Genomic DNA, 22918 nt, shown 5'->3' with positions numbered 1-22918 from the left:
CCGAAGGACACGCTGGAAATTCTGCAGCTGATGGCCGGCACCGAATACCGCGCGCACATGAGTGCGCTGGTGCAGCAGGGCAGCATCCTCGGGAGTGGCCTGAGCGATGACCCGCGTCTGCAGGTGAGCGAAAAGAAAAAGGTCGACGTGGAGGAGGTGCAGGCGCTGCAGGAAGGTGAAAACGTCACACTTTTCGGGGGCAAGGTTGTGCGCGGCAGCTCGCTTTATATCAGCGATGCCGACAAGTTCACGAAGGAAGCGGTGCGCATCAATCGCTTTATGGAGGTCAGCCCGCCATCCGAAGCCCGGCTGCTGGCCACCATGCCTTATCGCCGGCGCCGCAGCTACGTGCGGGCCGACCGGGTTCAGCACATTCTGCAGGTCCTGGACGCGCCCCCGGCCGCCCAGGATACCCGTGGGCTGGTGCTGACCGACCCGGCGCTTGCCGCCGTCTGTGAATTCTCCCTCGAGTGCGAATACAGCTGGAAGCGGGCGCCCTCAGCTGCGGTGCGTTCGGCGATACTCTGGCACATGGTGCAGGAAAGCCTGCCCGCGCGGGGACGGGGCTATAAGGTCCGGCTGCGCGAACCCCGTCTGATGGGCATGGGGCGCGAGGCAATTGAAAAAGCCGCGCAGAACTACGTGGCGCTGGCGTCTGAAAATACTAAAACGTTTAGCTAACCGATTGTCACATATGGTTATTTACAGCGAAAGGGCTAAAGCTTTTAAGCCTGAGTCCGATAACAAACGTGAGACTGCTCCACAGTCTGCCACTGCTTGAATAAACGTTTGTAATGCTGATCCCTTTTAGGGCCTTTGAGGCCCTCTTTTTTTGCCTCTGCAACATGAATCATCAGACTTATTGCCGGCCACTGCCGGCTTACTGCAGGAACAAAACATGAAATTAACGTTTGCAGCGATCGCTATGGCGACCTCGCTGAGCTTTGTCGCGTACGCATCAGCCGCGAGACCTTCCATTGACGTCGGATTTTCGCCTCATGGCAGCGCGGAGCAGCTGGTCCTCCGTACACTGGACGAGGCGCACGAGAGTATCCGCCTGATGGGCTACATCTTCACCTCGCCCACGATCGTTAAGTCCCTGGTTGCGGCAAAACGTCGCGGTGTGGACGTCAGGGTAGTGGTGGACGACAAAGGCAACCGCAGCAAATCGAGCCAGGCAGCAATGAACGTGGTGGTCAACGCCGGCATCCCGCTGCGCACTAACGGCCAGTACAAAATCATGCATGACAAAGTGATCATCACCGATGGCCAGAACGTGGAGCTCGGCTCGTTTAACTATACGCGGAGCGCAGCGGAGTCGAACTCCGAGAACGCGCTGGTCGTACGCGGGGTGCCCTCGCTGGCGCTGGTGTACCTGACGCACTGGCAGTCTCGATGGGATGGAGGTACGGACTGGCGATCAACTTACTGAATTACGCCTGACAAAAGTGAGAGTGGTCCGCGCGCCAACGCTGATCACACTAAAGCTTAAAGTTAAGTCGCTGATTTATGGGTTATGTAGTATTCTCTGCAAAATTCGCTCTGAATTTAGTGGAGGAGGCAGAAATGTCGCAGTCAGCTAACAAAGTCACTTCCTCAGCAGGATCTAAGCGCCCATATCGCAAAGGTAATGCGTTAAGTGCTTCTGAAAAGCAGCAGGCAGCGGTGGCCAGAAAAAAACTGACTCATAAAGAAGTTAAGATTTTTGTGCGCAATCCAATAAAAGCCCGGCTTTTGGTCGAGTGTGAAAAACTAGGCATGACACAGGCTGAGTATATTGAACGTCTTTTAGAACAGGCGTTTGAAGTGAGCAATAAGTAATGGCATTACTTTCTTGTCGTATGTCTGTTGAAGTGATAGATTGCAAACCGTAAAGAATTCTGGCGGGCCACGCCGCGAGGTGGCAGGGTACTGGTACTGACAGATTACTGAAAGCCAGAAAAAAGAAAACCCCGATAATCTCTGAGTTTGGCGACTGAGGAAGGTTAACGGGGCTCACTGAAACTGCATAGAAGCTGTTGCTCTATGCGGGGAGTATAGTTTTATGCCCGGAAAACTGCAATACCTCCTGTGCATACTCCTTCTGTGCAACATAAGCGCAGGAAGGTGTGACTGAACAGGTATCTGAAAACACTTCATTTTACCGGCAGGTAAAGAATCCAAATCCGAAATTTGTCCCGGAGAAAGGAAAGAAAACTCTGCCGTTCTGCGAAAAAATTCGTGAGAAGGCAGTGGGCTTTACGCAACGCGTAGAATTCCAGATGCTGGTTGCAATGTCGATCGCCCGTGGTGAACGCAAACGCCGTCCACCCAAGCTCCGCATGCGCGCGCTGGAAGCAACACTCCAGGCAATGTGCTGGTACCTGAATCCGCTGGCCAACCGCGTGGGCGCCTCGCTCACGACCATGAGCATCCGCTGTGGGCTGGCCACTGAGAAAAAACGCCTCTCGATCACCCGATTCACGGGTGCCTGCCATACGCTTGAGCAGCTAAAGCTCATCACCTACAACACCGAGTATGATAAAGAGATAGGCTGTAACATCCCGACAGATATCACCTTCACGTCGCTGATGTGGAAGGTGCTGGACGTGTCGGAAGAAGCCGTTGCTGCTGCACGCCGCAGCCGTATCGAGTGGGAAAACCTTCAGCGTGAGAAGAGAGGGTTACCGCGCGCAGACGCCGGTGAACTCATCAACGCCGCCTGGGCGTTCGTGCGCGAACGCTTCCGCGAGTACCAGAAGTCGCGCCGGGAGCAAGGCATCAAACGTCACCGTGCGCGCAAAGACGCACCGCGCACCCGTAAAGACATTGAGCTGCTGGTCCGCACTCAGCTGAACAAAGATATCGTTAACGGTCGCTTCTTTGGCGGCCTGGACGCGGTGAGAGCGGAAATCGAACGCCGCGTGGCGGAGCGCATGAAGATGTCGCGTGGCCATTATGCGCGGCTTGATGACGACAAGCTTGTAACCACCTGACACGTTTCTGATATCCTTCTTTTCCACCGAATGGCGCTCTGGCGCAGGCTTATCCGCTTCCGCAATCCGGCCTGTAAGGCCGCTCTTTACCTTCACCCCATTGTTTCGGCTATCCGGTTTGCGCCGGAGGCCCACGCGCGCCTGTGATTCTCCATATATATGAATATCATTCACTTGTGGCTGATTCCCGCCATAAGTCCAGGTCATACTCAGCCCATTAATTCATCAATGCAGCGACGCTGAAGTCACGCCCCGCTGCGTTTCTGTGTTATCCACATTAACCGCGAGAGGGTATTTATATAATCTCCTGACCGAAGGGCCAGTTAACTGCGATTCGAACTTTTTACAAACCGCGATGATCCTTTTAAAAACCCGATCTACTTTCTTTTAAAGATCCGTCATTACTCACCTTTAAAGAAAAAACCTATACGACTCCGCCCTGTGGACAATTAAATGTCAGCCCTCGCAGCGAACTATTGTTCGCGCAGGTTCGTAATAGGCGCTTCGCACCTTTAGGTAGCTCCCGCCAGGGCGGGCAGGGCAAAAGTAGTTACAACACACAATAAATTCACCTGCAAAAACAACCGAACTTAAACCCTGTGCGAAATCTACCCTGAAAAGCGCCGCCGCCCCGGCGCAGAAGGCCGGAACAGAATCGCTTTAAAGATGGATGATGTAACTACCACAGGTGTTGCTGTAATACTGAGGCCCGCGGTCTCTGTCTTTCGTCTTCGACCATCAGACTAATACGCGACTGAAAGGCCGCTGCTTAAACGGCGTCTTGCAGGGAGGGGTTGGGCTTTCGCCACCATTGAGCCTGTAACCGGCTCTGCCGGGCTCACGGCGCCCAATGGCATAAGGGTGGTCCTTAACGATTTCTGGCGCCTCCATGCCGCTAACGCGGCATACAGTGGACAGGCTGCGCGCTGCTCGCCTGCCTGAGAGTATCCGAGATGCTGGGCACGCGACCATTACCCGTTGATTCATAGACGTGTATTTACTCAGAGCTTGGACTGCCGAACTTTAAAAACGCGTATGATGCCCGTCTGCAATTGCTGTAGATATTCTTAAACAGGGAGACATGATAAAAACTGGACTGCTGTCACTGAGTTTACTGGCCACCATGCTGCTTGCCGGTTGCGATGCGAGCGCGAAGAGCATTGACTGGTACAAAGAGCATGATAAGGAGCGTGCAGCTAAATTTGAGGAGTGCAGAAAATCCTCCGATCCGCGCGGCACTGCAGACTGCCGTAATGCCATAGATGCCACCGTCCATGGCGGCTCTTTCACAAAGAGTCCGGATAAAACCTGGTAAATCCTGCCCCGGCGCTGCCGGGCTGTTTATTTCATCCCTTCACTATCGTTCGTTAATTCGCTCGCACTGCAGAAGAAAAGACCTCTGACAGGATGAGATCTGTCACATTGTTACGTCCTGTTGTCACGACCCGTTAAAATACTGGTTTGCATAATTCATGGCCAAATACCTGAGTGATCGCCTGATTTTTTAACTATAAGCCCGGTCTAACTGGCGAACGTAAATCACGCGGTTATGGTTAATTACTGCGGACAGTACAATACGGTTTTTTCCCTGCCACTGGCTCACAAAACCGGACGTATCACCGTAATTTGGCAGACATTAATGAGTAAGAAGGGAGCATAACGATGGCCTTTCAGAGCCCGGCACAGAACTACGTTGAGACGCGTCTGAATCTTGGTGACCTCGTTCATCTGTCACCCTATTCGACCTATCTGATGCGCAGCGACAGTGATTTTCCTGACGCCGGCATCGTGAAAGGTTCAGTGCTGGCCATCGATCGGGCGCTGATGCCATCGCATGGCCAGCTTATCGTGGCGGAGGTCGACGGTGAGCTGTCGCTACGGCGTCTGCTTCTCAATCCCGTTCCCGCCCTGCAGGCTCCGGATGCGGATGAAACCGTCACGCTTATCGATGTGAGCCAGCCGCTGCCCGTCTGGGGCGTTGTGGCCTATTCCCTCACCGATGTGGCCGGCCTGGGGTTTAGCGGACCGCCGGTAGAGTGACCATGTTTGCCCTGGCCGATGCCAACAACTTCTACGCTTCCTGTGAAACCATATTCAGGCCCGACCTCCGGGGCCGGCCTATCGTGGTGGTCTCCAACAACGACGGCTGCGTTATCGCGCGTTCGGCAGAGGCGAAGCGCATGGGTATTAAAATGGCCGCTCCGCTGTTCCAGAACGAACGCTTCTTTCGTGAGAATGGCGTGCACGTGTTCAGCTCCAACTATGAGCTGTATGGCGACATGTCGGCGCGGATGATGGCCATACTGGGGGAGATGGCGGCCGGGCAGGAAGTCTACTCCATTGACGAAAGCTTTCTTGACGTCACCGGCATTGGCAGCCTCATTCCGCTGGAGATGTTCGGGCAGCAGATGCGCGCGCGTATCCGGCAGGAAACCGGGCTGATTATCGGCGTTGGCTTTGGGCCGACTAAAACGCTGGCCAAACTCGCCAACTACGCGGCGAAGAAGTGGACGCAGACAAAGGGCGTGGTAGACCTCTCCGACCGGAGCCGGCAGCGGAAGCTGCTGCAGCTGATCGACGTCAGCGACATCTGGGGCATCGGACGGCGCATCAGCGTCCGGCTGAACCAGCTGGGCATCAACACGGGCCTGCAGCTGGCAGACAGCAACGTCAGTATGATACGTAAAAACTTTGACGTTATCGTCGAGCGCACCGTGCGGGAGCTCAACGGTGAGTCGTGCCTCGCCCTTGAGGACGCACCGCCACCAAAGCAGCAGATCGTCAACTCCCGGTCGTTTGGCCAGCGCGTTATTCAACTCGAGGATATGCAGCAGGCGGTAGTGCTTTATGCCACCCGCGTAGCAGAAAAGCTCAGGGAACAGCAGTCATACTGCCGGCATATCAGCGTGTCGATCGCAACCGGGCGTCACGGAAGTGAGCCTCAGTATTCCAACACAGCCTCCCGCATCAGCGATTATCCCACGAATGACACGCGCGATATTATTGAATTAGCGCTCAGTGGACTAAGCACTATCTGGCGGGAAGGCTACCGGTACGCAAAAGCCGGCGTCAGTCTGGCCGATTTCTATCAGTCGGGTGTGGCGCAATATGACATGTTCAGCGAACAGCAGCCGCGTGCAAACGCCGATGCGCTGATGTCAGCCCTCGATAAGATAAATCGTTCCGGGAGTGGAAAGGTCTGGTTTGCAGGGCAGGGAGCGCGTGACAGCAGCTGGCAGATGAAAAGAGAAATGCTCTCGCCCAGATACACGACGCGACTTAGTGATATTCCCTTGATCAAATAAATCACTTCCGGACGATTCTTTAAACAGCATCCTTATTAGCGGAAATATTGAGTAAATGCAGCGGAGACAATCATTTCCCTGCGCTTTTGTTGTACGTCAGATGTTTCGTGCTTCGGTACGCCTGCTCATTACTTGTTTACGAGGATGAAGTATTTCTTACTGAACGGGTTCAATAAGCTCGATACCCTGATTATGGATGTTGCCCACCTTCGCGCTTACGGGGTGCCAGGTGAAGTCCTTCTCCGGAATGACCGCATCTCGTACGATTTCTTCTGCCCGTTGTGGTGTGGTGTCAGCACTCAGCCATTCACGGACGGCGTCAGCAGCGATCACTAGCGGCCTGCGATCGTGGATGTCGACCATGCCCTGGTTGCTCGATGAGGTCACAATGACAAACCCTTCCTTACCGTGGTCCTGTCCATAAGGCTGCTTACCGATGGCAGCAAAAAACAGGGGCTGCTTTTTTCTGTGGCAGATTAAGAACGGCTGCTTTTTCCCGCCCTCTTTCTGCCATTCGAACCAGCCGTCAGCCGGCACAATGGCGCGCCCGTGGTTCCACAGTGGCTTAAACATGCGGCCGCTCGCTGCCGTTTCGCCGCGTGCGTTAATGAGCGGCTGCTTATCCCACCACTCCGGGCCGTAACCCCAGAACACGGGATCGAGGTGCAGCGCATCCTCACGCTCGCTGAGGAGCAGCACCTTTGTGCCTGGCGCCACGTTGAAGCGGCCAATGGGCTCCGGATCGAACGTGATTTCGTCCGGTTTCAGTCCGAGTGAGTCAAAATAGTCATCACGGCTGCTGTACTGCGCAAATCGTCCACACACAGACACCTCCTGCTGTAAGGATAGAGGGGTATACTGACGTCAGGAGGATTTAACATGAAACACAATTTAGCCGCACAAAGCCCGGAAGAACGCGCTAAGGTCACGTGGATCTGGCCGCCTCAGGCGTGGCGTACAAAGAGCGCCTTAACCTTCCCTTTATCCCGGCCGAAGCTGAAAGGCAGCAGCCAGAGGAATTGCGCGAATACTTCAGGGAACGGCTGCAGTATTACCGTAATCTGGCACTGAAGTTCCCGCGCGGGACCGATCCGGTTTATCAGAAGGAACCAAAGGGAGAATGAAAGGCGATGACGTGCGGGGCAGGTATGGACATAAGCCCCTGACAGGGGCCCGGTTTACTTCTAATGCGATGAGGCCGGCGATCCCAGCATAATGCCGATCATCGAGAGCCCGGTAATAAACAGCCCTGCAATCACGATCACGCCGGTCAGCTCTGACACCTGATTCATGTCCATCCATAAGTTCATCAGATGAACGCCGCTGTCCGGAACCGGCGTCCTGTCCCCGTCGGGAATGAACTCGCAGAGCCCGGCGGGTGGCACCTCGAAGTAATTTTCCTTTCATCAGCCTGAAGGCATTAACAAAACCGGACCGGCAAATCGCTGCGAGCCTGTAAACAATTCGATTACGGGCCGATGTGGCTCTGGCCGTTCCCCAGAGTCTGTCAGGCGGACAACATCCCGATCGCATTACAGAGTCACAGCGCCCTCACAGCCGGTATGGGCGCCTCAGTAGCGCATGACAGAAAGACAGTCAGCTGATAGACGATGAGCTTATTATCGCAGCGGTTGCCATGGGCAAGCGTGAGCGCAGCGACGTATCCAAACCTGCCAGCGAAAGAATGCGCTAAATGGCCGGGTTAACAGGCCTGTCCATACATCCTGACACCCTGCATCAGACGGCATGAACTGTTTACCCTACATACGCCGTGAGCAACCCTTCATCAGTCACTGCAGTTTCCGGCGTTCATCACTTCCGGTACAGAAGAGTTTCATTCCGGGTATGGCAGTCATCCTCAGCATTTCAAATAAGTCTGCAGAAATCTGACTGCGCATAATTTCTGCAGTCACTGACCAGCCAGTCACTATGGGTATTTGCGGCGTAAGCGATTATCGCCTGACGGATCCGCCACCTTCGTATAACAGTCCATGGACATGGCATCAGCACATCCGGTAAACAGACCTCACCGCCATGCCCGCGCTGCCGGACTACATAGCCCGGGGCGTTAAGCCACATCATCACACCATAATGCTGTTGCATAAGGCGCCAGCATTTGCGAAAATTTCGAATAATAGGTACAGGAGGTGTTTAAATGACACAACTTCAGAATAAGCTTCCTTCCCTGCATGAAGCGGAACTTGCGCGCCTGTGTAGCCGGGAGCTCTCCGCCGTCCTTGAAACACGGGCAGAGTCTCAGCAGGTTTCACTCACTGACAGAAGTGGCCGGATCCACAATGTCAGCATTCCGGTCAGCGCGCTTCGTATGCTGGTTGACGTGCTGACCGAACTCGGTGACGGGAACGCCGTGCGCCTTGTTCCGGTAGGGGCCGAAATGACTACGCAGGAAGTGGCCGACCTTTTGAACATATCGCGTCCGACGCTGATTCGGCTTCTGGACAACGGTGAACTGCCTTACCACCGCGCGGGAAACCGCCGTAAAATCCGCTACGTGGACGCGCTGGCCTACCGCGAAAAACTGGTTAATCAGAGGCATGATGCACTTGATGAGCTGGGCGCGCTAGACCAGGAACTGGGGCTGGGTTACGAATGAGTTCTGGCTATACCGTCATATTTGACGCCTGCGTTCTCTACCCTGCACCTCTGCGCAGCTTCCTGATGTACCTTGCTGCCGGCGGACAGTTTCGCGCGAGATGGACGGAAGACATACACGAAGAGTGGATCCGGAACGTGCTGCTCAACCGCACCGAACTGAACCGGACTCAGCTTCAGCGGGTCCGTACCTTAATGGATCGCCACGTGCCCGATGCTCTCGTCACCGGATATCAGTCTCTGACTGAATCCATCAGGGGATTGCCTGATAAAGACGATCGTCACGTTGTCGCTGCGGCAATCGTTGCCCAGGCTGAAGGCATTGTCACATTTAGCCTGAAAGATTTTCCTGACGACGTTCTCGCGACATGGAATCTGCGGGCCATTCATCCTGACAGCTTTATTACAGATCTGACCGAACTGGACGTTACCGTAGTACTGGATGCCGCGCGCCGCCAGCGCGCCAGCCTGAAATCACCGCCGTTCACTCCTGACGAATTTCTTGACTGCCTGCTGCGCCAGCAGCTGCCGGAAACCGTTTCACGCCTGCGTCCCCTGACGGCACTTATTTAACAGGATTATTACTGCCAGTCCTCATCCTCCATCAGTCCGACCATGGCCCCGTTGTGCGCATCGACTCTGCGGATATAGCGCATCACCGTCTGCGTCTGTGTCCAGGTGCCTTCCTGCATAATCTGCGCGATGGAGATCCCTATTCTCGCCATGTCCTGCGCTGCGCCGATCCGGGCGCTGTGGCCGCTCCAGCTGGAATAGCGTCCTTTATTCGTTTTCAGCGGCGTCCCCGCACCCGCCTGACGTCGGGCACGCCGCCAGATATCTTCCAGACACGGCGCGCTCATGGGCACGCCAGAGACTGCGGTCACTTTGTTTGACCGGTGTACGGGGCAGAATATTACCGCATCAGGCTCGCCAGCCAGACCGGCTGCGTTGATCCACGCCATCAGCCGTTCGGAAGAGCGGGCGCTGAGGGCCTTAACGATACCGCCCGACTGCAGGATGGTTTTGGTCCAGCCAACGTCCAGGAGGATGCGCCCGTCGGCCGCGCGTGAGATATCCCGCACCCGCAGCCGGGATATCTCACTCATACGCAGCAACGTGCCGTAGGCCACGTGCATGAAGGCGAGGTCACGCAGGTGCTGAAGCCGGGGCGAGTTGTTCCATACCGCATCAAGGCGGTTCAGATCAGGCCGGCAGAAGGGGACCGCCTGGCCGGTGCGCTCACCCGAGACGACGGCCGTACGGTTGATCTTCTTTCTGGCGCGCACAACGTCGGGTGAGACCGTCGGAGGGATCAGCCCTGCGTTACGGTGTAACATGGCGATAAGCGCGGCGTGCACCGCTATGGTTGAAGTAGCCCGCCCGGTGGCCTGCAGGTGAAAAAGATAGTCCTGCAAATCCGCGGGTGACATCGGCAGGAACGACCGCCGGTTTTCCTGCGACCAGCGCCAGCAGCTCCGCATCACGCTCAGCAGCTGCCGCCACGTGTTTGGAGAAAATGCCTCACGGTGACGGACGAACGCGGCCAGCCTCGCGGTCAGATCGTCATCACTGCTGCCGCTAAGGGCAACACCGTTAAAACCGGAGAGTTCGCTCATGTTGGAAGGTTTCGCCCGTATATTAAGCGGCAACGCTACGTGAATTCTGAGGACACGGCAGGGCAGTTATCCGCCAGAATTTACGTAGCGCTGCCGGAATTTTAGCCGTTTGCGCTCAGCGCCTGTTCAGCCGGGTGGGGTCCAGGCCTCGCCGTTTCGTATAAATGGCCACAAAGGTCAGGATCCGCCCCGGATCCTGATGATAGCGCGTTTCTGCGCCGGTGTCTGGCCTTATATAATGGTAATTATATAAGGTTAGACATTTTTGTCAGACGTTTGCTCTACCATAAAGGTGTAGTCGTAATGGTTTATATCAAGTCCATTTTTGGAATTTATAGATTTTGATAAATCATAAATAATTATCAGCCCATGTAACAATGAATTTTCTTTCAGAGTTTTATTGCCATTAAAGCTTAACCCACTGACATAAGTGCGAATCAGGACGTTAAAGACTTTTAGCGGCTCCGCAATGAATGCTGAGAGCAACGAGATACTCTTTGCCGAACCGAATTAGCGAATGTTATAACGGCCTAAGTAATTAATCCAACGTGAATTAATAGAGCATGTATTCACATCCTAATGGATATTTATTTACAGGGAAATAGCACGAGGAGTGAGCATGCGTTAATTTTTAATGGCATGCCACAAACTGAAATCTCCTCAAAACCGAATTCGTAAAGTAATAATCGGATATGAACAATCTGGTGTTAGATCAGGCCTGCAACTTTGTAAATACGGTGATGATTTGTTGAAGAAAAAGCAGTTCCAGGTATCGTCAACAATCTGCAATAAGAGAATGAATGCCATATTTGTAGATTGAATTTTAAAAAAAACCTGCGCTGTTAATGATAATTTAAGCATGAAAAAAAAGATATAGTAAATATACCAATTTAGCAGTGCCAGTTTTGAACTAAGCTGATATGGCGACTTAGAATGACCTGTTAAGAAAACTGTGATGGCGGTTTCTGGTGCGGCCTTTTTTCATGATAAGTGAAGTTAACGGGCTAATGTCATCAAGGATATTATTGAATAAGGCTAACTGTAGAACGTCTTGGTATTTATGACAGGTACTCTTTATTTCCTTTAATACGAAAGGATCAATATATCGTTATCCTCCGATTTCACAGTGAAGCCGACTTTACTGATAATGCGTCTGGCGACATGCATTTCAGGATGAAGATGAATTTCACAACCATTTATCGGACCTGAGGAAACACGCAGGATCTCCATCATCCGGCTGAAAATGCCCTTTCCACGCCATTCTGGCCATACACCAGCCATATATAAAGTAAAAGGATCTAAACGTAAAGAACACGCCATAAACATGTATGACTCGCCATTGTTTGACCTTGCCAGTAGCAGTTGCTGTTCGGTGCTGTTGAATGCATGCATCAGGCGGACTTCAAGGTCACCTTCAACATCGGACGGGAATCGCTGTGAGGGATAAGGCGTTGAAATTCGACTGGTAAATGCGCAGACGATAAAATCTATATCATCGCGGGTTGCCTCTTCAAAAGTATGGCCCGGAAATGTAATTATATTCATTGCTTACATGTCAAATAATATAATTCAGACATGATACATCTGAATTAAGATTGATATTCCATATGAGAGGGTCAAGAATGACCAAGCCAGTCATACATTCCGTTTATCATATTCCATGATAAAGACTTAACTTTCAGCCTTCCTGGCAGATGGGTCGTTTATGTACATATGTAATTTATAATTTCACATTCTAACAAAAATCTCCTGCGGCTCATGCCAGCATGATAAATCATGACGTATCAGAGCTTCATGGCTTATAAGATTCTGTTTTGACGCCCTAGGATATATTAAATAAATATCAAACATACCAAGTACTTTAGGTTATCATCGTATAACATGCAATATTAACACCCATATTTTTTCATATATCCCAGTGGTAATTAGGGTAAGCATGGCTTACAGATTCATGTGATATTCATTCTTATGACAGACCGCCCTAGCATCAGATTTTTTATAAAAATTTTAAAATGCATCCACTCTGTATTTAAATGGAATTCCGGCATTTTTGACTACTGCCTGAAAGGCCTCTGCTTAACCTAGAATCGGACGGGGGAGATGTTTAGGTAGGTCGGCCGAGATGTTTAAGCGTAACTGTAAGAAAAACGCGGCTAGGCCTCCCTGTTTGTGGGTTCGCATTCAATTTGCGTGTAGTTTAAGGGATTGATGGAGAAGTATCGCCAGCGCACTGGCAAAGAGCCGGATGCAAAGAAAGAGAAAGAGTTCACTGCGGAAGCCCGGCAGCAGATTATGACGACGAAACTGGCCAAAGAGAAAGCGCTGGCTGAAAAGGCAAAGAAAACGCCAACGCGCAGGAAGAAACCTGAATCGTTGAAAGAGAGTGAAGTCAGTGATTTCAACTGGAAGGCGTCGGTGATTAAAGGGCGCAGATAACGGCAGCGTGCGTTCAACAGTCCGTCGCCGGGATGATCGCGGGTTACGGATTGTGGGTGACGGAGGTGAAAGAAGGCAGGTGATGAGCGGATAATGGTTGAGGTGCGCAATGAGATACTTCATTTAACATAATAAGTATTTCGCGAACGATTATTGTTACTCCAAAACGCTAATGTCGTACGGGGGAGAGGCGGATGTTTTCCTGGACTGTTATGTTTTGATCTCCAGATGCTGCCGGTACCTGACCGGACTCATTGCACCTAATGATATTTTGATCCGACTCTCGTTATACCAGCGTATATATCTGTCCAGGAAGCACATAAAATCTTCCAGCGTTGTGCCCGCCCAGTTTCTGCTGTAGTACATTTCGTTTTTGACCCGCCCGAAGAAGCCTTCACACGCTGCATTATCCGACGAGCAACCTTTGCGCGACATGGACCTTATAAGACCCGATGCGTTGATACGATCCAGTCATCCCGGCCACCGGTAATGGCTGTCTATGTCGCTGTGTATCACCGGCCTTTCATGTTCTCTGAGCGTATCGATCGCATCATCCAGCATGGCATCCACCAGTTTTGCATCAGGCCGTGTTCTTATGGTCCAGCTCACCACTTTGCCATCAAAACAGTCGATGACTGGCGACAGGTAGACCTTGCCGGCCGGAAGCTGGAACTCGGTTATATCGGTCAGCCACTTCTCATTTGGCCTGAAGGAGCGAAAATTTCTTGCGAGAAGATTTCAGGTGCCTGACCGATTTCTCCGCAGTAAGCGCTGTAACGGCGACGCCCTGCACGCTTAACTATCAGCTGTTCTTCAGCCATCAGCCTGCGGATAACCTTTTCTGAGATGTACGTGTTGTTTTCACGGAGCATCGCGTGGAGACGCCGGTAACCATAGCATCGGTAATTTCCCTCAAAGATCTTTGCCAGGGCTATGCGTATTTCCGAGTACTTGTCATGCAGATGAAGGCCCGCTTCGTGATAAAAATAGCAACTTTGTGCGAGCTACAGAGCACTGAGCAGTTCAGCAACTGGATAACTTTCCTTCAGGGCATCAACGAGTTGGGTTTTTTCGCTGTTCTTCAGGGTCAGGACGCTGATGCCCATGTCTTTTTTTACCAGTTCATTCGCTTTTGTCAGGATGTCACGTTCAAGTTGTAACTGATGAACCTGCTGTTTCAGCTGCATTATTTCATCGTGCAGTGCATCCTGCTGCTTATCCGGCGGAGCTGGTTTTCGTTTACGCATGGACTGATAAGCCTCATCGTCGATCAGGTCTTTCTTCCATTTGTACAGGACTGGAACGCTGATATCTATCTTTTGTGCAACTTTAAGGGCTGTTCCACGGCGGGTGCACAGCTCGCGGACAGCCTGAGTTCTTTCTTCCTGGCTGAAGCATTTATGTGTGTTGGAGCGAATAATCAGGGTGCCGCCGTCCCGGATAAATCTCTTCGATCCAGCTCTTGAGCACTTCGCTGCTGGGATAGCCAATGGCGCGGCGCGTATAGACTAGGCAACCGCCATGCGTAATGTAATGCTCAACCGCAGCGACTTTCTGCGCATGTGAATAGCGTTTTCTGGATTTTAATCCCCTGGGTAAGTCGCCGTACTCCTCAAAAATCCGAACCCACCGACCAAGCTGTTTAACGGATGGATAGCCCAGCTCCCTGACAACAACTGTCAGCCTTTTGCCATACCTGAGGTAAAGATCCACAGCCCGAATACAATCTTCATATGAGTGCATGAATTATCTCCTGAAGGTCCAGGAAATCGTCCGCACCTCCATCGTGTAGTGATTTATCAAAATCGCCAGATGGGATCAGATAAACATCGAAACTCCTGTACCTGCGAGATCCCTTTACCCAGATATCACCTGAACGCAAGGCTGCCTTTAGCTCATTCAGGACGCAAAATTCGTAATATTTCGGTCGATGCCAGTGGGAGTGATCATAACCTCTCTCCAGCTTTCCGGGATAAACCCGGTTGGGGCGGAAGGTGGTACTTTTCGGAGTTGTTTTCTATACATCTCTCTGAAGGTATCCAGCGCGTCACTGAGCTGCATTGCGGTAGGTGCAGCCCTGAACTGCAACGAGTACAGCATCCGGAGGGCGTTTTTACGCAGCGTACTGTATTTTTCTGTGATTAGATGCAACGGGTCGAAGTTGTCCTCTCGTGACAGGAGCCGCGTCTCTTCCACGCTGTTGATAAATTCCTGCCAGGGAAGGACGTCTTCTATTGCGGGCTAGGGGTCTTCACCGGATTCTCTGGCATTAAGCAATACCTGTCCTACGGTAACGTATTGCTTCAGCTTACTCTGAATCAGCTTTCCTGTTTGCTGGAGTTGTTCGACCTGCGTGCGTTTTGCCCTGCTAAACAAAATGCCCAGAATACGCTCGTGCAGATCAATATCTTCGTCAGTCAGGGTGGCCCTAACTTCCGATATAACACGGACCTGAGAGGCATAACGGCGAACATCTGTAAATTTTGCCAGGTCCCGGCTACTCATTTTCCTGCATTCGCGTGCGAGTTTCAGGATCCGGTTCTGGTGAACGGAACGCGCAATACCATCAGGCAGTGCCAGCGACTCATACTCCGGGTAAAGACAAGACAGCAGTAATCCTGAGTTACTGGCTGTACGGTCCGCTCTTGCCAGAAGTGGATTTTAAAACTTTTAGTAAGATGACAAAAATCAGTGATCCACTACAGGATTATATTTTCAGCTTATTCGCTCTTTCTTTCAAAGCCATATTAAGCGACTCAGAGAAATCGGCTCAACCTGTGGAGATTTAGGGAGGCAATTTAGGGGGGGGGACGATTAAAGCCCTGCAAGACTGCAGGGCTTGATTACATTTACTTTTGAGGTTTACTTAACGCAAACGTATCCATTGTTTGCACCTAATGTATCATTTCGGATACCGATAGCGGCATGAAGGCTATTAAAGTCTGCGTACCAATTTGCTTGCCATTTCGATGCGATGTAATACCTTGCATCACTGAATTCTCCAGTGACTGCCATATCTTTAAAATCTTTATTCTCACTCAAGAATGTAGCGAATTCAGTTTCTCCAGCCGCTTTTCCTCCACCATAAGTGGCGCAATATCCATTAGCTGTACTTTCTACCGAGGTTAAGTGATCGCTTGCCATCGTCCAGAACATCAAAGTGCCTGCTTTTAAAACGGCGCGAACCGCCACACTTCGGCTGACACCATTCGCAGTAACCGTTGCCGTACCGTTACTTTTCGCTTCAAGTACAGGGGCAGTGAGAACTGCCGTGGCTTTTCCTGTGCTGTCACTGGCACCGTTGTCTGCAATAGCGCCCGTAGTGGTTAACCATGTTGGTTTAAAGCCTGCAACTGAATTTCCATTGGCATCGGTGATGGTTGCCGTCAGCGTTGCAGTTTCAACGCCGGTACCAGTAATTTTAGCTTTATCGGATGCAATACTGTCAACTTTAGCGGTGGCAATATCCCCAATGAAGCTGACTGTTGATGCATCCGTGTCGGTGCCGCGAACCGTGGCGGTGACCACTGCTGCTTCCGCTTTGGTATGTCCCAACTTTATAGTGGCTTTACCCGCAGAGTCAGTTGTGCTGCTGCTGGCGCTCAGTGAACCCTTATCTGTGCTCCAGCTCACCGTGAAACCTGAAAGCGGATTTCCGTTGGCATCTTTCACCATCGCGGTGTACGTAGCGGCATCAGTGCCGTTCGCGACGACGGTGGTTTTATCTACCGTCATGTCACCGCTGCCAATTACTGCACTGCCCGCATCGGCGATAAATATGACGGCGGCGGCGGAAATCGCGCCACTTGTGCCGACCTGAGCTTCCACTACGGCGTTGCCTGCTACTGCTGAATTCAGGGTAACAGTTGCTTTTCCATCCGAATCAGTGCTGCTGGAACTGGAGGCCAGGTGACCAAAGTTTGTCGTCCAGCTCACGGTAGCGCCTGAAACCGGGTTGCCGTTCGCATCTTTTACTACCGCGGTGTAAGTCACCAGTTCAGTACCGTTTGCCAGTGCGCTGGATTTATCGGCGGTGAGACTGCCTGCATCAATCTGTGCGCTGCTGCTGTCGGCGATCAACGTTACCTGTGGCGCGTTTACCGCTGTGTTGCCGTTGGCGGCGGCCGTCACCTGCGCGGTACCTGCCGCTGTGCCTGTCAGCTTCACGAATGCATCACCGCTGCCGTTAGTTACGCTGCTGCTAACACTCAGAGTTCCGTGATCTGTTGTCCAGCTAACGTTCTGACCGCTGACCGGGTTGCCGTTGGCATCCTTGACGCGAGCCGTGAACGTTGCCGCGTCACTGGCGTCAGCTACGATATTTGTTTTGTCCGCCTTCAGGTCGCTGCTTTCAATCTTCGCAGTGCTGCCGTCAGCGGAGAAGTTTACCGCCTGTGCATTAACTGCGGGTTTCATTGCGAGTGCTGCACTGACAACCGCGGAACCTGAAGTAATGGAACTCAGCTCTATCGTCGCTACGCCGCTGCTGTCGGTTTTACTGGTGACTGCGCTGAGGCTACCCAGCGTGCTCTCCCACTGTACGGTCTGGTCGGCCAGCACATTGCCTGTCGCATCTTTCACAATAACGCTGTAGGTAATGGAATCAGCACCATTGGCTATTGCTGTATCTTTATCTCGCGTCAGGTCACCGCTCGCGATGCCGCCTGTTGCCGCATCGGCACCGAAGCTCACTTTTGGCGCGTTAACTGCCTTATTTTTACCCACCGATGCCTGAACCTGCACCATCTGCGCCAGTGTATGGGTCAGTTTGATAGTGGCCTTGCCGTTGCTGTCCGTAGTGCTGGTTGCGCCGCTAAGCGTGCCGCTGTCTGTCGTCCAGTTCACCAGGGCGTTAGCGATTGGATTGCCGTTGGCATCTTTTACCGTTGCGGTGTAAGTCACCGCGTCCTGGCCGTTTGCCAGCGCATCTGCGCGGTCAACGCTCACGCCATCTTCACTAATGATGGCAGTAGCCGTGTCAGCGGTAAATACAACGCTGGCTTTGGCGCTACCGTTCGCGGTTGCAGCAGTAACTGCGATGGTTTCCGCAACCGTGTCAGTCAACAGCACGGAAACATAGCCGTCAGAGCCGCTGACGGCAGTCAGGCTGCTGCCAGCCGCCACCTGCGCGCTACCGCTCAGGCTGAAATTTACTGCCACACCGCTGACCGGATTACCGGTGGCGTCAGTTACACGAGCACGAACTTCATTGGTCGCGCTGCCGTTGGCGGCCGCGTTATTCACCACCAGGCTGATATCGCTGTCTTTTATCGTTGCGGTAGCCACATCGCTGACCTGATTGACCTCAACATTTTTCAGCGCCTGACCGTCAACGGTGGCGCTAATGACTGCAAGCGCCGGACGCGTTGCGGCGGTTAACGTCGCGGTATAAACGCCTTTACCCTGTTCAGCGATTTCACTTATGACCGCAGGCTGTGCCGGAACCTGCGACATCGCCATGATGGTTTTAGCCTGCTCTTCCTTCACGCTCAGTTGCAGGGCCTTAGCCATACCATCAACGGATTGTCCCTCTTCATCCTGCAATGTGATGCTGATGGTTGCTGTCGCCTTGCCGTCCGCCAAGATAGTTTCCTGTGACGTCGTAATGCTACTCCCCTGAGCGTTAACGGCCGGACGCGCCACGCTCACTGTTGTCGTGGCCGTTCTGGAGGTATTTTTGCGCACATCATACGCCACTGCGCTCAGCACATAACTGTTCGCCGCGCCAGCCACATATTTAGGCAGCGCAATCTGATACTGACCGTTGCCCATGTCCTGAATTTTTCCGCCCGCCGCAACCAACGCCGCATCGTTCCAGAGAATATGGGATAGCGCATACTTAGTGCTGAGCTGATAGCTCACCGGCACCAGACTGCCGCTGGTGCCGCTAATCTCTTTGGGCAAAATCAGGTTCATCAACTCTTTTTTGCGGTACTCCAGCACGATGTTGTTATTGCGCTCAACCAAATCCAGTGCGCTCCCCGCCAGGGTGCGCTGTAATGCAACGTTAGCCGGGTCAATCTGTGATGACATCGGCTGACCTAGCTGATAGGTGAGCTGCAGGCCAAAAATCGTGTCATCCTGGCTGCCGCCTTTTTTATGTTCGGCAGAAAGGGAAATGAGAGGCACCGGCGTATAGCTTAAGCCAGCCGTAATGGCATCCGGATTTTTCTGACGCTTGTCTTTACCAAACAACGCAACTTCGTTGCCGTAATATTTTTCGTAAATCAGCTTCGCGCCAAGGGAAGGATAAGCGGGCAGCCAGGCCTCGGTGCGCAAATCAAAACCGGAGGCCGGGCGCGCGTCGTAGTCTTCAACGTCACCGGAGTCGCGCCAGCCGGACAGGCGATAGTAGCCATTGCCGGAGAGCTTGAGATAGTCGCGCCAGGCCTCAACGCCGGTGCCGAAGCGCTTGTGTCCGCGACTGAAGTTCTGGTCATAAAAGGCGTTGTAGCCGACCATCCAGTCACCGGCGAAGTGGCGCTGACCCAGGCCGAAGTTGCCGGTGATTTGTCCGTCTTTATTGCGCACGCCGTTCTGAGTAAACAGAATGCGCTCGTCATTTTTATACAGCGGCACCAGCAGGTCCAGTGAGGCGGTATGAGGTTTGAAATGATTATCGGTGCCCAGTTCAACCTGTGCTGTGCCGAAATTCTGCAGCCACTGTTGCAACTGCTGCTGCGCCATACCGGAAGCCTGCTGAGCAGCAAGACCGTTCAGGTCGCCATTTTGTGCCGCCTGGCCGAACGTGCTGAGCTGCTGTGCAGCAGCGTCGCTCTGCCGATCAACTGAAAACGGGCTGACAGCTGCCTGAACCGTCAGGGCATAAAAAGGCGTCATTGATATACCTGCCTGCACAGCGATTTGCAGGTAAACCATTTTTTTTACCCACGTTGTGGCAGGTGCTGAGTTTTTAGAAATTGATTTCACTTTAAAATTCCATCTAAAGGGATGTAAGAAAATTCTGTGAGAATTTTCCCGCATCCGATGGGAGGAATTAACGGGCCTGGTCTTGGTTACATTGTTAGGTTAGGCACTTCTCAATTTTTCAAATTAATCAATATTGAGTAAGCATTCGTCTAAAGAGGTATTGGCAGGAAAAAATGCGGCTTGAAGAATACTTTCATCAGAATTTAATGCTGACTTAATTTTTGAAGGATGATCAAGGCATTTACGTCCGTTTTTCACTCGCATCAGCACGCTAAGCCTGCTTAAAAAACAGGCTTAGCGTAGGATGATTTCTGTTGTCCAAGCGGATCCCTAGCTGATTGAAAACAGTAAATTCAGCCGCCGTGCAACTTGTAAACACATCGATATCTACCATTATCCAAAAGGGAAGAAAAGAACTCCGGCCGAACTGAATCGCCGCGGGTTTTAACAGCCAGCTCCGATTCATTTAATATGACTTAATAGAATAATGCAAACTGTCCTCTGAATGTAAAAAAAGCCGACTATCAAGTCGACTTTTAACTTTCGATTCTGATTATATAATCAGAATAAATAACGCATACCTAACATAAGCTGGTTTTCAACCAGATGGGCCTTCATCTGCTCATCTTTGAGCAGACGTGCATTGACGAAGTTATTGTAACCGCTTTCTACTTTACCCATATCCACATAGCGATAACCCAAATCAATATTAAGTTTTTCGAATGGTTTGTAGCTAACACCTGCGCCAACACTCCAGTTTGGATTAATCTGCGTGCTGTCAGCATACTGGCGGCCTGGCACTCCCTGCCAGCCACCGGCTTTAATTCTGCTTAAGCCGATGCCTGCGGTACCGTAAAGAGAAAAATTGTAGCCGAGTTCAACGTCACGATATGCATTAATCATCAGACGATGAACGTTTGTTTGCAAATGATTGTAACTGGTTGCGAACGTTGACGAACCGCTGGTAAATTCAGAACTCTGACCGAAGGTATATTCACCTTCAGTACGCCAGCCATTACCCCACTGATAGCCATAAGCCAGAGCAGCCGATGAATTAGTCGCTTTCTCTTTGCCGGTAACAAACTGTCCAACACCCGGACGAGCGCTGGTATTCATTTCCTGTGCACGTTGCTGTGTCAGCAAATATCTGGCAGCGCCGTAGTAGCCCTCATCAGGCTCTGCTGCAGTAGCCATATTGGCAATCAAAAATAAGGGAGCCGTATAAAACATATTTTCCATTTTCATCAAAATCCGTTCTCATCAATAGTTTAAGGGAGGAGTCTTTCTTCTTGCATATTTTATAAAGCGAATGAGAATTTAAATATCAGGATAAATACGCAGAGCGCCAGGTATTACTACGTAACAAATATTAATTAACAATCACGCCATTTATCATCTGAAGAAAAAGCACTAATTACAATTGAAGAAAGGAAATTAATATATCGTAATGGAAAGCTGATGACTGCTAAAAGCCACCAACATTCCTCTAATCACCAATTAGTCACTTAATTTTTCAGCAAGCGTCTTAATAGTTGAAACATTGTCGCCCGTCACTGCTGACAGACGCGTTCCGTAATCTTTATCTGCTTTATAAAAGTACGAAAGCATGATTTCTCGACTTTCTTTATCAACCGGTTTCAACGCGCCACCGAGAGTGGATATCAGGTCAGTTTTCATTTTTTCGGAGAAGCTGCGATAGAGTTCACCGGCCTGTTTGAAGTTCTGAGTCTTCGCGATCTGTTGCTGTTGCGTGGTACCACTAATTGGTAACTGACTGTAGGTCGCAGTGGCGAGTTGTTCACGCGGATACAGGCGGCTTGGCTGATAATTAACCCCCTGATTTTCTGACTTAGTGCCATTCATCTGACCGTCCTGATTTCCATTATTCACGGCCACGTGCGGTTTATTGATAGGTAAAGTAAGCACATTGGTCCCAACACGATGCAACTGCGTATCCGCATAAGAGAAAAGACGGCCCTGGAGCAGTCGATCTTCAGAAGCCTCAATCCCCGGGATCAGATTGGACGGTGCCATCGCAACCTGTTCAGTTTCCCTGAAAAAATTATTGACGTTACGGTCCAGAACCATCTGACCTATTTTAACTTCTGGAACATCAGGCCAGATTTTCGTGGCGTCGAGAGGGTTGAAATCGTATTTACTTAGTTCGCTGGCTTTAATAGTCTGGATGTATAGGTCCCATTTAGGATAGTTATGCTTGTCAATAGCCTGCACCAGATCTTCAGTCATGTGGCTGTAGTTTTTAGCCTGAATTTCTGCGACTTGTGCCGGGTCGAGGTTTTTCTCTCCCTGTAGTGACTTCCAGTGGAATTTTACGTAATGCACTTCGCCTTTAGCATTAATGAACTTATAGGCATGAACGCTGTTTCCGTCCATTTCACGGTATGAGGCGGGCGTTCCCATGTTGGAGAACAGCATGGTCAACCCATGCGTGGCTTCCGGGACATGAGAGAAGAAGTCAAAAGTACGCGCACTGTTGTCGAGATTGGAGCGAGGATCAGGTTTAAAGGCGTGAACCATGTCCGGGAATTTTATAGCATCACGAATAAAAAACACCGGAAGATTGTTTCCCACCAAGTCCCAGTTTCCCTGTGAGGTGTAAAATTTGGTTGCAAACCCTCGCGGATCGCGCAGCGTTTCGGGGGAATGGGTGCCATGCACAACCGATGAGAAACGCACGAATACTGGCGTTACGGTATTAGGCTTGAACACGCTGGCAACAGTCAGTTCACTGATATCTTTTTCAGCGGTAAACTGACCGTGCGCACCGGTACCACGTGCATGCACCACACGTTCAGGAATGCGTTCGCGGTCAAAACGCTGTAGTTTCTGGATTAAGTGCCCGTCCTGCAACAAGGTGGGGCCACCCGGGCCCGCCGTCTGCGAGTTTTGGTTATCACCAACGGGAGCACCATTATCCTGAGTCAGCGTAGCTGCAGCGATGGGCAGTGCAACACTAAGTACAATTGCACCTGTTAATGACTGCGACAAAATCATATTTCTCATTTGACGATCTGACTGTTCC

At 51.5% G+C, this 22918-nt stretch carries 16 protein-coding genes and 5 pseudogenes; 12 read left to right on the top strand and 9 right to left on the bottom strand.

Annotated features, from left to right (window positions below; translation table 11 throughout):
- From ACVLVH_RS23540 to umuC, 8 genes and pseudogenes are all read left to right on the top strand, one after another.
- A pseudogene (locus tag ACVLVH_RS23540) lies at positions 1 to 681 on the top strand (F-type conjugative transfer protein TrbC); the annotation flags it as partial.
- A gap of 217 nt (positions 682 to 898) precedes the next feature.
- On the top strand, positions 899 to 1432 hold the full coding sequence (locus tag ACVLVH_RS23535; protein ID WP_498950317.1) for a phospholipase D family nuclease: 534 nt from the start codon (positions 899 to 901) through the stop codon (positions 1430 to 1432).
- A gap of 134 nt (positions 1433 to 1566) precedes the next feature.
- Positions 1567 to 1821: a replication regulatory protein RepA gene (gene repA / locus ACVLVH_RS23530; RefSeq protein ID WP_498950315.1), complete on the top strand. Its 255-nt coding sequence runs from the start codon at positions 1567 to 1569 to the stop codon at positions 1819 to 1821.
- A gap of 223 nt (positions 1822 to 2044) precedes the next feature.
- Positions 2045 to 2116, top strand: a complete 72-nt coding sequence (gene tap / locus ACVLVH_RS23525; protein ID WP_498950319.1) for a RepA leader peptide Tap — start codon at positions 2045 to 2047, stop codon at positions 2114 to 2116.
- Positions 2109 to 2975 carry a plasmid replication initiator RepA gene (repA, locus tag ACVLVH_RS23520; RefSeq protein WP_498950313.1) on the top strand — a complete coding sequence of 289 codons (867 nt, stop codon included), beginning with the start codon at positions 2109 to 2111 and terminating at the stop codon, positions 2973 to 2975. The genes tap and repA (ACVLVH_RS23520) overlap by 8 nt, the downstream gene beginning before the upstream one ends.
- A 1081-nt stretch (positions 2976 to 4056) precedes the next feature.
- A complete protein-coding gene (locus tag ACVLVH_RS23515; RefSeq protein ID WP_498950311.1) occupies positions 4057 to 4290 on the top strand; it encodes an EexN family lipoprotein in 234 nt (77 codons plus the stop codon).
- Positions 4291 to 4637: 347 nt separating this feature from the next.
- On the top strand, positions 4638 to 5015 hold the full coding sequence (locus ACVLVH_RS23510; protein ID WP_498950309.1) for a S24/S26 family peptidase: 378 nt from the start codon (positions 4638 to 4640) through the stop codon (positions 5013 to 5015).
- Positions 5016 to 5017: 2 nt separating this feature from the next.
- The gene (gene umuC, locus ACVLVH_RS23505; protein ID WP_498950308.1) at positions 5018 to 6280 is read left to right on the top strand and encodes a translesion error-prone DNA polymerase V subunit UmuC; all 1263 of its coding nucleotides are present in this window, start codon (positions 5018 to 5020) and stop codon (positions 6278 to 6280) included.
- A 156-nt stretch (positions 6281 to 6436) separates the two neighbouring features.
- Here umuC and ACVLVH_RS23500 read toward each other — a convergent pair whose 3' ends face one another.
- Positions 6437 to 7105 carry an SOS response-associated peptidase family protein gene (locus ACVLVH_RS23500; RefSeq protein WP_498950306.1) on the bottom strand — a complete coding sequence of 223 codons (669 nt, stop codon included), beginning with the start codon at positions 7103 to 7105 and terminating at the stop codon, positions 6437 to 6439.
- A 54-nt stretch (positions 7106 to 7159) separates the two neighbouring features.
- On the opposite strand from ACVLVH_RS23500, the pseudogene ACVLVH_RS23495 reads away from it, so the two are divergent.
- Positions 7160 to 7404, top strand: a pseudogene (locus ACVLVH_RS23495) (DNA polymerase III subunit theta).
- Positions 7405 to 7464: 60 nt separating this feature from the next.
- Here the strand turns inward: ACVLVH_RS23495 and ACVLVH_RS23490 are convergent.
- On the bottom strand, positions 7465 to 7590 hold the full coding sequence (locus ACVLVH_RS23490; RefSeq protein ID WP_498950305.1) for a hypothetical protein: 126 nt from the start codon (positions 7588 to 7590) through the stop codon (positions 7465 to 7467).
- An 845-nt stretch (positions 7591 to 8435) separates the two neighbouring features.
- Between ACVLVH_RS23490 and ACVLVH_RS23485 the strand changes: the two genes are divergently transcribed.
- Positions 8436 to 8894, top strand: coding sequence for a helix-turn-helix domain-containing protein (locus ACVLVH_RS23485; RefSeq protein WP_336769032.1), 459 nt, complete (start codon positions 8436 to 8438; stop codon positions 8892 to 8894).
- Complete coding sequence (locus ACVLVH_RS23480; RefSeq protein WP_498950303.1) at positions 8891 to 9466, top strand: VapC50 family PIN domain-containing toxin; 576 nt, start codon at positions 8891 to 8893, stop codon at positions 9464 to 9466. Before ACVLVH_RS23485 ends, ACVLVH_RS23480 begins: the two co-directional genes overlap by 4 nt.
- Before the next feature lie 8 nt (positions 9467 to 9474).
- On the opposite strand, the gene ACVLVH_RS23475 is transcribed toward ACVLVH_RS23480, so the two are convergent.
- Positions 9475 to 10509, bottom strand: coding sequence for a tyrosine-type recombinase/integrase (locus tag ACVLVH_RS23475; protein ID WP_498950301.1), 1035 nt, complete (start codon positions 10507 to 10509; stop codon positions 9475 to 9477).
- 1083 nt (positions 10510 to 11592) lie between these two features.
- Positions 11593 to 12054 carry a GNAT family N-acetyltransferase gene (locus ACVLVH_RS23470; RefSeq protein WP_498950299.1) on the bottom strand — a complete coding sequence of 154 codons (462 nt, stop codon included), beginning with the start codon at positions 12052 to 12054 and terminating at the stop codon, positions 11593 to 11595.
- A 651-nt stretch (positions 12055 to 12705) separates the two neighbouring features.
- Here ACVLVH_RS23470 and ACVLVH_RS23465 point away from each other — a divergent pair.
- Positions 12706 to 12945, top strand: a pseudogene (locus ACVLVH_RS23465) (hypothetical protein); the annotation flags it as partial.
- Positions 12946 to 13155: 210 nt separating this feature from the next.
- Here ACVLVH_RS23465 and ACVLVH_RS23460 read toward each other — a convergent pair.
- The 5 genes and pseudogenes from ACVLVH_RS23460 to ACVLVH_RS23440 form a co-directional block, all read right to left on the bottom strand.
- Positions 13156 to 14688: pseudogene (locus tag ACVLVH_RS23460) on the bottom strand (IS3 family transposase).
- 40 nt (positions 14689 to 14728) lie between these two features.
- Positions 14729 to 15528, bottom strand: a pseudogene (locus ACVLVH_RS23455) (Tn3 family transposase); the annotation flags it as partial.
- Between the two features lie 279 nt (positions 15529 to 15807).
- Positions 15808 to 19785: an Ig-like domain-containing protein gene (locus ACVLVH_RS23450; protein ID WP_498950298.1), complete on the bottom strand. Its 3978-nt coding sequence runs from the start codon at positions 19783 to 19785 to the stop codon at positions 15808 to 15810.
- A gap of 651 nt (positions 19786 to 20436) precedes the next feature.
- Positions 20437 to 21120 carry an outer membrane protein gene (locus ACVLVH_RS23445; protein ID WP_498950297.1) on the bottom strand — a complete coding sequence of 228 codons (684 nt, stop codon included), beginning with the start codon at positions 21118 to 21120 and terminating at the stop codon, positions 20437 to 20439.
- Between the two features lie 252 nt (positions 21121 to 21372).
- Entirely contained in the window at positions 21373 to 22890 is a 1518-nt protein-coding gene (locus ACVLVH_RS23440) for a catalase (RefSeq protein ID WP_498950318.1), read from the bottom strand.
- Positions 22891 to 22918: the final 28 nt, after the last annotated feature.

This window comes from Kluyvera sp. 1366, assembly GCF_054823405.1.
This window is presented reverse-complemented; position numbering and strand designations above follow the sequence as displayed.

What these genes read in the sequence shown, in the direction of transcription:
- repA (WP_498950315.1), top strand. Translation starts at nt 1,567, where the DNA reads ATGTCGCAGTCAGCTAACAAAGTCACTTCCTCAGCAGGATCTAAGCGC.
- ACVLVH_RS23475 (WP_498950301.1), bottom strand. Translation starts at nt 10,509, where the DNA reads ATGAGCGAACTCTCCGGTTTTAACGGTGTTGCCCTTAGCGGCAGCAGT.
- ACVLVH_RS23535 (WP_498950317.1), top strand. Translation starts at nt 899, where the DNA reads ATGAAATTAACGTTTGCAGCGATCGCTATGGCGACCTCGCTGAGCTTT.
- ACVLVH_RS23445 (WP_498950297.1), bottom strand. Translation starts at nt 21,120, where the DNA reads ATGAAAATGGAAAATATGTTTTATACGGCTCCCTTATTTTTGATTGCC.
- umuC (WP_498950308.1), top strand. Translation starts at nt 5,018, where the DNA reads ATGTTTGCCCTGGCCGATGCCAACAACTTCTACGCTTCCTGTGAAACC.
- ACVLVH_RS23510 (WP_498950309.1), top strand. Translation starts at nt 4,638, where the DNA reads ATGGCCTTTCAGAGCCCGGCACAGAACTACGTTGAGACGCGTCTGAAT.
- ACVLVH_RS23480 (WP_498950303.1), top strand. Translation starts at nt 8,891, where the DNA reads ATGAGTTCTGGCTATACCGTCATATTTGACGCCTGCGTTCTCTACCCT.
- ACVLVH_RS23470 (WP_498950299.1), bottom strand. Translation starts at nt 12,054, where the DNA reads ATGAATATAATTACATTTCCGGGCCATACTTTTGAAGAGGCAACCCGC.
- ACVLVH_RS23485 (WP_336769032.1), top strand. Translation starts at nt 8,436, where the DNA reads ATGACACAACTTCAGAATAAGCTTCCTTCCCTGCATGAAGCGGAACTT.
- ACVLVH_RS23440 (WP_498950318.1), bottom strand. Translation starts at nt 22,890, where the DNA reads ATGATTTTGTCGCAGTCATTAACAGGTGCAATTGTACTTAGTGTTGCA.
- ACVLVH_RS23490 (WP_498950305.1), bottom strand. Translation starts at nt 7,590, where the DNA reads ATGAACTTATGGATGGACATGAATCAGGTGTCAGAGCTGACCGGCGTG.
- ACVLVH_RS23450 (WP_498950298.1), bottom strand. Translation starts at nt 19,785, where the DNA reads ATGACGCCTTTTTATGCCCTGACGGTTCAGGCAGCTGTCAGCCCGTTT.
- ACVLVH_RS23515 (WP_498950311.1), top strand. Translation starts at nt 4,057, where the DNA reads ATGATAAAAACTGGACTGCTGTCACTGAGTTTACTGGCCACCATGCTG.